Source organism: Citrobacter sp. Cpo147 (genome assembly GCF_030332405.1).
Taxonomy (GTDB): Bacteria; Pseudomonadota; Gammaproteobacteria; order Enterobacterales; family Enterobacteriaceae; genus Citrobacter; species Citrobacter portucalensis.
In genome coordinates this window covers 364,989-377,207 of the sequence record NZ_JAOWHX010000030.1, presented here as the reverse complement: position 1 = coordinate 377,207, position 12,219 = coordinate 364,989, and the positions used below count along the sequence as shown (strand labels likewise).

Annotated in this window: 10 protein-coding genes and 2 tRNA genes; 7 read left to right on the top strand and 5 right to left on the bottom strand. The window is 52.8% G+C overall.

Annotation, left to right across the window (positions count from 1 at the left end):
* The first annotated feature begins 2 nt into the window (after positions 1-2).
* Complete coding sequence (locus OGY06_RS04415) at positions 3-1,211, top strand: c-type cytochrome (RefSeq protein WP_003832707.1); 1,209 nt, start codon at positions 3-5, stop codon at positions 1,209-1,211.
* A gap of 43 nt (positions 1,212-1,254) precedes the next feature.
* Here OGY06_RS04415 and pdxR read toward each other — a convergent pair whose 3' ends face one another.
* On the bottom strand, positions 1,255-2,730 hold the full coding sequence (pdxR, locus tag OGY06_RS04410) for a MocR-like pyridoxine biosynthesis transcription factor PdxR (RefSeq protein WP_003832710.1): 1,476 nt from the start codon (positions 2,728-2,730) through the stop codon (positions 1,255-1,257).
* Positions 2,731-2,835: 105 nt separating this feature from the next.
* Here pdxR and puuE point away from each other — a divergent pair, with 105 nt between their 5' ends.
* From puuE to OGY06_RS04380, 6 genes are all read left to right on the top strand, one after another.
* On the top strand, positions 2,836-4,098 hold the full coding sequence (puuE, locus tag OGY06_RS04405) for a 4-aminobutyrate transaminase (RefSeq protein ID WP_003832711.1): 1,263 nt from the start codon (positions 2,836-2,838) through the stop codon (positions 4,096-4,098).
* Between the two features lie 213 nt (positions 4,099-4,311).
* Entirely contained in the window at positions 4,312-6,444 is a 2,133-nt protein-coding gene (locus OGY06_RS04400; protein ID WP_200920466.1) for a TonB-dependent receptor, read from the top strand.
* A gap of 9 nt (positions 6,445-6,453) precedes the next feature.
* Positions 6,454-7,464 carry an ABC transporter substrate-binding protein gene (locus tag OGY06_RS04395; RefSeq protein ID WP_267395364.1) on the top strand — a complete coding sequence of 337 codons (1,011 nt, stop codon included), beginning with the start codon at positions 6,454-6,456 and terminating at the stop codon, positions 7,462-7,464.
* A gap of 157 nt (positions 7,465-7,621) precedes the next feature.
* The gene (locus OGY06_RS04390; protein WP_286604821.1) at positions 7,622-8,677 is read left to right on the top strand and encodes an ABC transporter substrate-binding protein; all 1,056 of its coding nucleotides are present in this window, start codon (positions 7,622-7,624) and stop codon (positions 8,675-8,677) included.
* On the top strand, positions 8,664-9,668 hold the full coding sequence (locus OGY06_RS04385) for a FecCD family ABC transporter permease (protein WP_168978317.1): 1,005 nt from the start codon (positions 8,664-8,666) through the stop codon (positions 9,666-9,668). The genes OGY06_RS04390 and OGY06_RS04385 overlap by 14 nt, the downstream gene beginning before the upstream one ends.
* Positions 9,665-10,417 carry an ABC transporter ATP-binding protein gene (locus OGY06_RS04380; RefSeq protein ID WP_003832716.1) on the top strand — a complete coding sequence of 251 codons (753 nt, stop codon included), beginning with the start codon at positions 9,665-9,667 and terminating at the stop codon, positions 10,415-10,417. Before OGY06_RS04385 ends, OGY06_RS04380 begins: the two co-directional genes overlap by 4 nt.
* Here the strand turns inward: OGY06_RS04380 and OGY06_RS04375 are convergent.
* From OGY06_RS04375 to OGY06_RS04360, 4 genes are all read right to left on the bottom strand, one after another.
* Positions 10,404-11,126 carry a substrate-binding domain-containing protein gene (locus OGY06_RS04375; protein ID WP_286604818.1) on the bottom strand — a complete coding sequence of 241 codons (723 nt, stop codon included), beginning with the start codon at positions 11,124-11,126 and terminating at the stop codon, positions 10,404-10,406. The two genes, OGY06_RS04380 and OGY06_RS04375, sit on opposite strands and share 14 nt — an antisense overlap.
* A 186-nt stretch (positions 11,127-11,312) precedes the next feature.
* Positions 11,313-11,389 (bottom strand) — tRNA-Val (locus tag OGY06_RS04370).
* A gap of 4 nt (positions 11,390-11,393) precedes the next feature.
* A tRNA-Val gene (locus OGY06_RS04365) sits at positions 11,394-11,470 on the bottom strand.
* Between the two features lie 199 nt (positions 11,471-11,669).
* Positions 11,670-12,152, bottom strand: a complete 483-nt coding sequence (locus OGY06_RS04360) for a glutathione peroxidase (protein WP_206160228.1) — start codon at positions 12,150-12,152, stop codon at positions 11,670-11,672.
* Positions 12,153-12,219 lie beyond the last annotated feature (67 nt).

Here is a 12,219-nt window from a genome sequence, read left to right as displayed (position 1 = left end):
CTATGCGTAACGTAACCATTCTCGCCGCCTGTTTATTTACCGCTTCGGTAAGCGCTGCTGAATCTAACGGTGAATACATCGCGCGAATTTCAGACTGCGTCGCCTGTCACACCGCTGAAGGTGGTGCGGCGATGGCGGGGGGCAAAAAGTTTCCTACTCCGGTGGGGGATATTTATTCGACCAACATTACCCCAGACAAAACGCAGGGTATTGGAAATTATTCTTACGAGGATTTTGAAAAAGCCGTACGGCAGGGGATTGCCAAAGATGGTCATCCGCTCTATCCGGCGATGCCTTATCCCTCGTATGCAAAACTTTCTGACGAGGATGTTAAGGCGCTGTATAGCTATTTTATGCATGACGTCACGCCGTCAGCACAGCCCAATAAAGAGAATGCCATTCCGTGGCTACTCTCCGCCCGCTGGCCGCTGCATATCTGGAACTGGCTATTTACCGATGCGCCAGTGATGGCTGTAGAGGGCGCGAAAACGGATGATAATGCTGCCCTGGTAAAACGAGGCGCTTATCTGGTGGAAGGCCCCGGACACTGCGGTTCATGCCATACCCCGAGAGGCATGGCGATGAACGAAAAAGCGTATACTAATGCTGATGCCGAATACCTGAGCGGCGCGATGATTGACGGCTGGTATGCACCGTCGCTGCGCGGTACCGGTATGTCTGAGCAGGAGTTAAAATCGCTGTTGCTGACCGGTAAAAGCAAGCATGCCGCGGTTTCAGGTTCGATGGCTGAAGTCGTCACGCAGAGTACACAGTATCTGACCGACGAAGATGCCACGGCGATCGCCCAATATCTGTTGAGCCTGAAAAGTGGGAAGCCTGAAACGGTACGTGCTGCGGCGACTACAGCATCCTGGTCGAATTCACCTGAGGCGGGCAAAGTGACCTATAACCGCTACTGTTCAACTTGTCACGGTCTGGAAGGGAAAGGTACGGATGATAACGCGCCTTCTTTAGTGAACAATCCACTGGTGATGGTTGATGACCCGACACCGCTGTTCAGAGTGATTGCCCACGGCGCAGAAACACCGACAACGCGTGGCAGCGTCTCCTTTAAGATGCCTGCCTACGGTGGCTTGTTAAGCGACAACGAAATGCGCGACGTGATCAACTACGTGCGTAAGAGCTGGGGTGAAGGGAATAGCGAAGTAAGCCAGGAAGACCTGGCTGGCGTTAAAAAAGCGTCACATTAAATCGTATGCCGGGTAAGGTGCTTGCTCCGCCATCCGGCAGTGCTTACACGGTGTTTACTCTGATAATATCCGCGAGTCGGGTAAACGCCGCCGTCATTTCATGCTCTTCAATGCTGGCAAACCCCAGCAACAGGCCGCTGCGTTTCTCTTCATTCACGTAGTAGCGTGACAGTGGGCGCACCAGCAACCCTTGCGCATTCGCCTGTTGGGCAATGACCGCATCATCACTCCCGGCGGGTAACTGTAAGATCATATGCAGCCCGGCGTTGCTGCTGAAAGAACCAAGAAAATGTTCACCAAGTTGGCGGCTGATAAGCTCTACCAGCATCTGGCGACGACGACTGTATAGCTGACGCATTTTCCGAATGTGTGCCGCGTAATAACCCTCGCGAATAAACTCCGCCAGTGCGGCCTGAATCAACAGATGTCCACCACGATAAAGGTCGTTATGAACCTTTTTCAGCGGAGCGGCTAGCGATTTAGGTAGCACGACATACCCGAGTCGCAGTGCGGGATAGAGGGTCTTACTGAATGTCCCGATGTAAATGACCGGTGTCTCTTCTTCCAGCCCCTGCAAAGAGGGAATCGGCTGGCCGGAAAAGCGGAACTCACTGTCGTAATCATCTTCCACTATCCAACTTCGCGTTTCACGTGCGCGAAAGAGAAGTTGCCGGCGGCGACTCAGACTCATTACCGAACCGAGTGGGTATTGATGTGACGGTGTCACAAAAATAAGTTTTGGCGGTGTTTCACCTGCATCCGGCGGGACCATGCCTTGTTCATCAACCGGAATAGCAGAAAAATTAACGGCATTGATGCGAAGAATATTTTTGATTCCCCAGTAACCCGGCTCCTCAATCCAGGCGTGATCGCCGGGGTTGCATAAAGTCCGGGTCACCAGATCCAAGGCCTGGTGAATACCTTCAGTAATCAGAATTTGCTCCGGTGAGCACCGTACGCCGCGAGCGGTGCGCAGATAGTCTGCCAGAGCTTCTTTCAACTCATTCATACCGCCTGCTGCATCGTAAGTGAGAAACTCCGGGCGCAGTCGTCTTGCCAGCCTGTCCTGAATTTTCTTGAGCACCCGGTGCGGGAAATGCTCTACATCAGGTACGCCTGGAATAAATGCCCCCCACTGACGGGGACTGGCGCTGGCATTACCTAACAGCTCAAGGCAGCGGGCGGATAAACGGGTGTGATCTTCCTGAGCGGCAGTAACAGGCTCTTTGTCAGGACGCAGGTCGAGATTGTCCAGCACGCTGTCGGTGACAAATGTGCCGCTGCTGGTGCGCGCGGAAATATACCCTTCAGCTTGTAACTGTTCGTACACCCGCAGGACGGTATTGCGCGATAGCGTCAGTTCTCCTGCCAGGTCACGCGACGGAGGCATTCGGGTAGCCGGTTTCAGGCTACCTTCGAGGATGCAACTACAAATGGCGGCATACAGGCGGCGATGTAGTTTTTCGTCAGTCTGCTGATTAAATGCATGCTTGATCACATCTCCGGCAAGTGAACGCATTTGGATCCTTAAAATAAAACGATTTGGCTCTCGATTAAAGTACCAGACGGCGTCTAAATTTAAAGGGTAATTCAACCTAAATGTATTAATGGACAAGGTGTAAGAATGAACAATAAAAACCTGCAACAACGTCGTCTGGATGCCACCCCGCGTGGCGTGGGTGTAATGTGTGATTTTTATGCCCAGTCGGCAGAAAACAGCACTATTACCGATATCGAAGGCAATCAGTACATTGATTTTGCCGCCGGGATCGCCGTGCTGAACACAGGACACCGCCATCCTCGCCTGGTGCAGGCAGTCGAAGCGCAACTTCAGGCTTTTACCCATACGGCTTATCAGATTGTCCCGTACGAAAGCTATGTGTCTTTGGCTGAGAAAATCAACGCCGTTGCGCCAATCGACGGCAAGCGTAAAACCACATTCTTCACTACCGGGGCTGAAGCGGTAGAAAACGCGGTGAAAATTGCGCGCGCGCATACCGGCCGTCCTGGCGTTATCGCATTTGGCGGTGGTTTTCATGGGCGAACTTACATGACGATGGCGTTAACCGGTAAGGTGGCACCCTATAAAAAAGGGTTCGGCCCGTTCCCAGGCTCTGTTTACCATGCGCCGTATCCTTCTGAATTGCAGGGCATTTCCACAGCGGATTCCCTAAAAGCGATTGAGCGCCTGTTTAAAGCCGATATCGATCCAACCCAGGTTGCGGCGATTATCTTCGAACCCGTCCAGGGAGAAGGGGGCTTCGTGGTGGCACCGCCAGAGTTTGTGGCTGCCATCCGCCGTATTTGCGACGAGCATGGCATCGTGATGATAGCTGATGAAGTACAAAGCGGGTTTGCCCGTACGGGTCAGCTGTTTGCGATGGATCATTACGCCGATAAAGCGGACCTGATGACCATGGCGAAAAGCCTTGCGGGCGGCATGCCGCTGTCAGGCGTCGTGGGCAAAGCCGAAATTATGGATGCGCCTGCGCCGGGTGGTCTGGGGGGAACCTACGCTGGAAACCCGCTGTCGATCGCAGCGGCCCATGCGGTGCTGGATATCATTCGTGATGAGCAGCTATGCCAGCGTGCGGCGGCTCTCGGTGAACAGCTACGCGCTGCTCTGACAGACGCACAAGCAGGGTGTCCTGAACTGGCCGAAGTGCGTGGCTTAGGCTCTATGATCGCCGCTGAATTCTGTGATGCAGCGACAGGAGAACCCAACGCCGCAGCCGCGCAACGCGTGCAGAAGAAAGCCCTTGAGCAAGGATTACTGCTGTTGACCTGCGGTCAGTATGGCAACGTTATTCGTTTCCTTTACCCGCTGACAATTCCGCAGGATCAGTTCGCCAAAGCGCTCGATATTATCAAAGCAGCAACCAAGTAATTCGTTAATTGTCATTTACTCAAAGCCGACGGTCGTCATCACCGTCGGCTTTTTTGTTGTCGTGGATTTATCAACAACACGTCGTTATATATTTACATATATATCGATTGGGTCTATCCTATTCATCATACAAATATAATAACTGTACTCTTCAAGAGAAGGCGCTTGCGTTAGCGGCCTCCAGTCTTTCTATCTAACGAATTGAATTAACGAATGTTAAATAACAAATTTACCCCAGTGGCCTCTGGGTTGTTAACCTTTGCCTGTTTTTCCACTGCCGTCACGGCTCATGCTGAAGATACCGTCATCGTTTCGGCGCCAGCCACGTCACAATCCTCGTTATCGGAACATGAACCTCCGGCGAGCGAAAAAAAAGCAACGTTAGGTAGCCTCGGCGAGCGAGAGTTGATAGACGTTCCCTGGTCGGTGCAGACGTTGTCGAAAAAAGTGCTGGATCAGCAACAAATCAAAGATGTGAAAGACGCCTATCGCTACCTACCGTCCGTTCAGGGTGACGGCGTCCGCCCACAAACCCGCGGCATGCAGGGGAGCGTGGTACAAAACCATATGATTGATGGCCTGAACGCCGTCTCCACGACGGAATATTCGACCGAACAGTTCCAGAACATTGAGGTGTTGAGCGGCATCGCTGGATCGCTGTATGGCCCTGCTAATCCAGCAGGGATGTTTAATTTGGTGTCTAAACGACCTGTCGATACACCGTTGCATCGCGTCACAGTAGGGCAAGGTACAGGGTCGGGAACGTTGGCATCGATGGATTTCAGCGGCCCAATCGATGCGGGAGACCGGGTGAAATATCGCCTCAACTTGCTGAACGATGAGGGCCATAGCTACACCACCGATAGCCATGTCCGTCGACAGTACGCTGGCATGGGGCTGGACTTTCAACTGACAGATCAAACGGTGCTGGAGAGTAATTTCAGCTATTACCATTATTACGAAAAAGGCATGCCGGGTAGCTTTGCCCTGGCGAAAGGCGTTCACTTTCCCGCGGCATTTGATCCTACGGACAGTAAATATGGTCAATCTTATGCGGGTCATGATGACGAAACAACTACCGTCGATATGCATATTAAGCATGATTTTGACGGCAACTGGATGCTGGACCTGGGGGCGCTGCACCAGGTTGCAGACCGCGAGTCGACTGCCGTGACCAACACCCTGACGGATAACCGGGGCGATTACACCACCACAACCTCTAATTCGGCGGCCAGTCGCTTTACCATCAACAGTTATTTAGCGAACCTGACCGGTAGCGTTGATACCGGCTGGCTGACGCAGGATATTGCTACCGGAATGCGTGGATTTGTGTGGAAAAACTATAATCCAAGAAACGGCGGCACTTTCACTCTGGGGCATTCTTCTCTCGATCAACATCCCGACTATCCACGACCACCGTATCCAGATTTTAACGATCGCTATCATTCAGCGACCACCACTCAGCATGCATTTTTGCTCAGCGATACGCTGCATTTTTCCCCACAGTGGAGTTTGCTGCTTTCCGGCAGTGAGAACCTCTTTACCGTCAGTAACTACAACAAAGCTGGACATGAAAGCAGCCGTCAGCAGGACAATGGCATGAGCGGTTCTACCAGCCTTATGTATAAACCGGTGGAGAACGTCACGCTGTATACCACCTGGGCGGACAGTTTGCAGCAGGGCGATACCGCGCCCGCCGGAGCGCGCAATGCCGGGCAGGTGTTAGATCCCTACCGTAGCCATCAACTGGAGGTGGGCGCAAAATATGCGCCAGTAAAAGATCTGCTGCTTACCGCTGCGCTTTTTGAAGCCAAACGCCCCTTTGCCTATACCAACGACAATGGCGATTTTGCTCAGGATGGTACGCAGAAGAACCGTGGGCTGGAACTGATGGCTGATGGGCATATCACCCGTAATTTGCGCGTGTTAGGCGGGGGAGCCTGGCTTGATCCAACACTTCATAATACCGCGGCCAGCAATGCGGATGGTAAGCAAGTAGTTGGTTTGCCGCGCTTCGCCTCGAATATCCTCGCAATCTACACCATCGAACGGGTTCCGGGACTGGATGTCGACACGAACGTGCATTACGTCGGACGTCGGGCTACCGATAATGCCAACGACAGCTGGGTCGGGAGTTACACCACGGTGGACATCGGTACGCGTTATGCCACCAGACTGTGGAACACGCCAACCACTTTCCGGTTTGATATCACCAATCTCACCGACCGTCACTATTGGACCAATATTGTTCCGGGCGCATTGACTGGTTACACGGGGGCAGGGGCTGCCAGCGCTCAACTTGGCGCACCGCGCCAGGCTCAGTTTTCTGTTCAAGTTGATTTTTAGGGGTTGCTTATGAAAACGTGCCACACATGGCTGCTTTGTGTGTGGCTGGCGTTTCCTGCCCTGGCAACACGCCAGGTTGTGGATGATGCTGGTCACAAAGTTACCGTTCCCACGCATGTTGAACGTATTGCGGATGGCTGGTTTGCACATCATTCGGTGCTGATGACGCTGGGCGTAGGTCGTAACATTGTTGCGACGGTCAACCATGAGGAAAACCAGCCATGGATGTTTAAAATCAATCCTTCTCTGAGGCAAGCCTTACAGATACGGGGAACATCATTTAATAGTGAGGATTTGCTGGCCCGGCACGTCGACGTGGTGTTTGTGGCAAAAGGAAAAGGGGATGCTCAAAGCTACAGTCAGGCGGGTATTCCGGTCCTTGAAATGGCATTTACTGACTATGCTTCGATGGAAAAATCGGTCACAACGACCGCAGAGGTTCTGGGTACCGAGCAGGCTCGCGTCCGGGCAACGGCTTACAATCAGTATCTCAACCGTGTGCTCGCGGATGTGCAGGCTAAAACTGCGGAGCTGACGGAAAATCAGCGCCCTCGGGTACTTCATATTCAATCGCTAAATCCGCTTAAAGTCGACGGCAGGAACACGTTGATCAATACCTGGATTACGCTGGCGGGTGGACGGAATGCGGCAGGTGAAGTTGACGGCAACATGAAAGAGGTGTCGCCCGAGAGGGTGCTTTACTGGCAACCGCAGGTCATTATTCTCGGTGCGGGGTGCGGTGATATCGCCAGTTCGCCATATGCGGCATTGTTCAAAGAACTTAACGCAGTGAAACAGGGTAACGTCTGGCGCAATCCGGCGGGCGTGTTCCCCTGGGACCGTTACGGCACTGAAAGCGCGTTGCAGCTGCAGTGGGCCGCATCAAAACTGCATCCTGCGCTGTTTAGCGGCCTGGATATGGTCAGCGTAACGCGAGATTTTTATCGCCAGTTCTTCGATTATTCGCTCACTCAGGAGCAGGCGATGCGAGTTTTAAACGCGTTACCCCCACAGGAGTAGCGCTCACGTATAAAGACAGGCGTGATAAGGATTGCACGCCATTTTTTCCCCTCTGAAATGTGGGGTTTGGTGCGCTCATGATGAAAATGGTTTGCCAGGCCTCTCGTTATATAATTTAATGCATATCGTTTTTACTCCTCTATTCAGATGGTATCCCATGTTAACTTTCCGCTCTTTTGTGCTGGTTTGCGCCAGCATGTTGTTTGCGTTTTCTGCTCAGGCCGACCGCACGATCACCGATCAGCTTGGTCGACAGGTCACGATTCCTGACCACGTGGACAAAGTGGTCGTGCTGCAACACCAGACGTTGAATATTCTGGTTCAGCTCAATGCCCAGCAGGACATTGTTGGTGTGATGTCGAGCTGGAAAAAGCAGCTCGGGCCTGAATTTGCGCGCTTTATGCCGACGATTACTACATTGCCGACGCCAGGCGATCTCACCAGCGTGAACATCGAAAGCCTGTTGGCGATTCATCCGCAGGTGGTTTTTGTCGCCAACTATGCGCCCGCGGAGATGATCCAGCAGATTCAGAACGCCGGTATTCCGGTCGTGGCTATCTCGTTACGTAAGGATGCCACCGGGCAACAGAATAAAATGAACCCGACCATGGCCGATGAAGAGCAGGTCTACAACGAAGGGTTGAAGCAGGGTATTCGCCTGATCGCTGACGTGGTTGGGCGCAAACCGCAGGCCGAAACGTTAATCGACTACGTTTTTGCCGCGCGGGCAAAATTCAATGCGCCGGTTGCAACAATCCCGGATGCGCAAAAAGTCCGTATTTATATGGCTAACCCCGACCTGATGACCTACGGCTCCGGGAAGTACACGGGACTGATGATGCAGCACGCGGGGGGATTAAACGTGGCGGCTGCCAGTGTGAAAGGTGCCCATCAGGTTGCGCTGGAGCAGGTATTAGCGTGGAACCCGCAGGTGATTTTTGTCCAGGATCGCTATCCGCAGGTGGTAACTCAGATCCAAAACGATCCAAACTGGCAGGGGATTGATGCGGTGAAAAATCATCGCGTCTGGTTGATGCCTGAATATGCCAAAGCCTGGGGCTATCCGATGCCGGAAGCGTTGGCGATCGGTGAACTTTGGATGGCCAAAAAACTGTATCCGGATGCCTATAAAAACGTGGACGTTGATGCGCAGGCCCATGACTACTATCAACGTTTTTATCGTGTGAACTGGCAGCCTGATGCAGCTAAGTAACCGTATTTTGCCCCAGCAACCGCTCTTAATCGTTGTGGTCCTGTTGCTGGGCGTCAGTTCGCTATGCCTCGGACAGTATCCGCTGTCGTTAAGCGAAGTGTTTTATCACCTGACGCACTATAGCGACGCTGAGGGAATAGGCAGCCAGGTTATCTGGACAGTCAGGCTACCGCGTATTCTGATGGCACTGCTGGCGGGGGGCGCGCTTGGGTTATGCGGCGCGACGCTGCAAGGGGTATTTCATAACCCTCTGGTCGACCCGCATATTATCGGCGTGACGTCGGGGGCGGCCTTTGGTGGAACACTGGCCATCCTGCTCGGTTTTTCGCCCTGGCTGATGATGGGATCAACGTTTTTCTTTGGTCTGACAGCGTTGATCCTGGTGTATGCCATTGCTGCGTTACAGGGGCTGGAGAATACGCTGGTATTGATCCTGTCGGGTATCATTTTGAGTGGGTTTTTTGCCGCGCTGGTGAGCCTGATCCAGTATCAGGCTGATACCGAAGAGACGTTACCTAATATTGTGTTCTGGTTGCTGGGCAGCTTCGCGACGGCCAACTGGCATAAAGTGCTGCTGTTGGCGGTTCCGGTCGGTATCGCCGCGACGGTTTTGTACCAGCTACGCTGGCGGATAAACCTGTTGTCGCTTAATGACAAAGATGCCAGAGCACTGGGTGTGGCGGTGGTTCCTCTGCGACGCAGCGTTTTGGTATGTTGCGCATTTTTAGTCGCTGCTCAGGTGGCGGTCAGCGGCAGTATTGCCTGGGTTGGATTAGTGATTCCTCATCTGGCGCGTTTGCTGGTGGGGGTTGATCATCGTCGTTTACTACCGTGCGCCTTCTGGTTGGGGGGCGGTTTTATGATTGTGGTGGATGATATTGCCCGTACCCTGATGCACGCGGAGATACCGTTGGGGATCATTACCGCATTGTTCGGCGCGCCGTTGTTTGCTTTCTTACTCATTCGTACCAGCCGTCGGGAGAAATCATGATACCTGCCGCACTGCGTGTACATCAGCTTACTTATGGGTATCGCGCGCCGTTATTTGAGCCGCTAACGTTCTGTTGCCAGAAAGGTGAGATCTGGGCCGTGCTGGGACGCAACGGCCTGGGTAAAAGTACACTGCTCGATACGTTAACCGGCACGCTGCCTGCTATAGGCGGGAGTATTGAAAATAACGGTGGGATAGGGATTGTGGCACAGCATAGCCATCTGCCGTTTCCGTACACGGTCAGCGACGTGGTGTTGATGGGGCGAGCACAGCACGTGAAGCTTTTTGCGCAACCCAGTCCGCAGGATCAAAAAAGAGCAATGCAGGCGTTAGAGCAGTTGAATATCACGCATCTCGCCTCCAGCTCATTTGGCTCACTTTCTGGCGGTCAGCAACAGTTGGTGATGATTGCCCGGGCTCTGGTGACGGAGTGTCAAACGCTGTTACTGGATGAACCGTGTTCCGCGCTGGATCTCGCCAATCAGCAGGTGGTGCTGCAGCTAATCAGCGATCTGGCCCATCAACAGGGATGCAGTATTGTCTTTTCGACCCACGATCCGCTGCATGCGTTACAGGTTGCTTCCCATACTTTGCTGCTACTCCCTGAAGGGAAATGGCGGGCTGGGCCCACGAACAGCATTGTGACGGAGGAGAATTTATTCCTGGCTTATGGCTTAACGCTGCGAAAACTCAGCGTGGAGAACTATCAGACGCCGTTTATCGCACCGTTGTTTTCTATTCGTCGTTAAGCGGTAAGAATCCTGCGGCGCTAAGAAATTCCTGTCCGCCGCGGGAGAGTATGAATTCAACCAGCGCCATGACTTCATTGGAAGCATCAAGCACCGCCAGTTGGTATTCGCAGCGAATATTGTGCTCATCGGGAATAGCCACGTAATGTACGTCGGGCATCGCGCGCAGCGCGTGTGCGTAATGCGCGTAACCGATAAACAGATCGGCCAGTCCCTGGCGCAGGATCCAGGTACTCGCCAGTTCTCCTTGCGGGATTTTTACCGTATCACGACCACCCACCAGTGGGATTGCGCGCGTCCGAAGCTGTTGCCCGAGTCCTGGTTCCAGTACATCCATATTGTCGAAAAATGCCCAGGTATAGTCTCCGGAAGGATCGCAGCCGGGCGTTGATGTACCTGGTCGCAGCGTTGGGTCGCGGAGTAAATCCAGCCAGACACCGGTTCGGTTGCTGACAAGGCTCAGTTTGTTCCAGCAAAAAGTGTGCGTAGAGACGGCTTTATTACGTGCTAACAGGTTTTGCGGATGTTCCCTATTGGCCGAGGCAAAGAGCGCACACGGTTCTCCCGCTTCAATACGCTCACGCAATAAACCGGCCGGACCATATTCAACCTTGACGTCTATTCCACTCATGTGCGTGAACTGGTTTATCAGCGGGGTAAATGCCGGGCGTAAACTGCCCGCGGCGAACAGGAGGATGGAAGAGGGCATAGTATCCTGGCTCTGACGAAAGACATTATACGAAGAAGATGAATGATACGCGTTGAGCATGGAATTTAGAATGATTTAGCGCAGTGCTATTGAATCATCAAGGGAAATGATAAAACTGACGGATACAAACTGAAGATAAAAAGATAGTTTTGAAGTGAAATAGCACCAAATCAAAGGGATATGATTTGGTGCGTCCGAGTGGACTCGAACCACCGACCCCCACCATGTCAAGGTGGTGCTCTAACCAACTGAGCTACGGACGCAAGATGGTGCGTTCAATTGGACTCGAACCAACGACCCCCACCATGTCAAGGTGGTGCTCTAACCAACTGAGCTATGAACGCAACGTTGTAGGTGACAACGGGGACGAATATTAGCGGCACAGACCGAATGAGGCAAGAGGGAAATAGCATTTTTCTTCCCGATCTCACGCGATTGCAGAGTAATTAAGCAAGTTGATTATATTTTGTTGATTTTGCAGCGTGTTTTTTATTCAGACAGCGAACTGGATCATACCAGGGTCGGTTTGAATTACAGAGGCGCTCAGACTTTAAGCACTGTAAGGATGGTGGTTTCTATTTTCTCTGGGGTAGTGAAGGGTGCAAATCGCTTAAGCGGCTTGCCGTCACGCCCGATCAGGAACTTAGTAAAATTCCACTTGATCCGCCCACCCAGCACGCCGGGTAATTCGTCTTTCAGGTAACGAAATACCGGGTGCGTAGCAGCACCGTTGACTTCCACTTTCTCAAACATCGGGAAGCTCACACCGTAGTTGATGTGACAGGTTTGCGCGATTTCGTCGGCTCCACCGGGCTCCTGGTTACCGAACTGGTTGCAGGGAAAACCAAGCACCACCAGACCCTGCGCGGCGTACTTCTTGTAGAGCGCTTCGAGGCCTGCATATTGTGGAGTGAAACCACAATGGCTGGCGGTATTAACCACCAGAACCAGTTTGCCTACGTAGTCGGCCATACAGATGGGCTGGCCATGCAAACTGGTGGCAGTCAGTTGATGAAAGGGGGCCATGCCAGAATCCTCAAATAAGATAGCATTACTCATGTTGCCCGCGAGTGACAGGCTTCGCTGCGTATCT

Excerpts from the sequence above, each read along its gene's own strand:
- OGY06_RS04415 (WP_003832707.1), top strand. The coding sequence starts at position 3 with ATGCGTAACGTAACCATTCTCGCCGCCTGTTTATTTACCGCTTCGGTA.
- pdxR (WP_003832710.1), bottom strand. The coding sequence starts at position 2,730 with ATGCGTTCACTTGCCGGAGATGTGATCAAGCATGCATTTAATCAGCAG.
- puuE (WP_003832711.1), top strand. The coding sequence starts at position 2,836 with ATGAACAATAAAAACCTGCAACAACGTCGTCTGGATGCCACCCCGCGT.
- OGY06_RS04400 (WP_200920466.1), top strand. The coding sequence starts at position 4,312 with ATGTTAAATAACAAATTTACCCCAGTGGCCTCTGGGTTGTTAACCTTT.
- OGY06_RS04395 (WP_267395364.1), top strand. The coding sequence starts at position 6,454 with ATGAAAACGTGCCACACATGGCTGCTTTGTGTGTGGCTGGCGTTTCCT.
- OGY06_RS04390 (WP_286604821.1), top strand. The coding sequence starts at position 7,622 with ATGTTAACTTTCCGCTCTTTTGTGCTGGTTTGCGCCAGCATGTTGTTT.
- OGY06_RS04385 (WP_168978317.1), top strand. The coding sequence starts at position 8,664 with ATGCAGCTAAGTAACCGTATTTTGCCCCAGCAACCGCTCTTAATCGTT.
- OGY06_RS04380 (WP_003832716.1), top strand. The coding sequence starts at position 9,665 with ATGATACCTGCCGCACTGCGTGTACATCAGCTTACTTATGGGTATCGC.
- OGY06_RS04375 (WP_286604818.1), bottom strand. The coding sequence starts at position 11,126 with ATGCCCTCTTCCATCCTCCTGTTCGCCGCGGGCAGTTTACGCCCGGCA.
- OGY06_RS04360 (WP_206160228.1), bottom strand. The coding sequence starts at position 12,152 with ATGGCCCCCTTTCATCAACTGACTGCCACCAGTTTGCATGGCCAGCCC.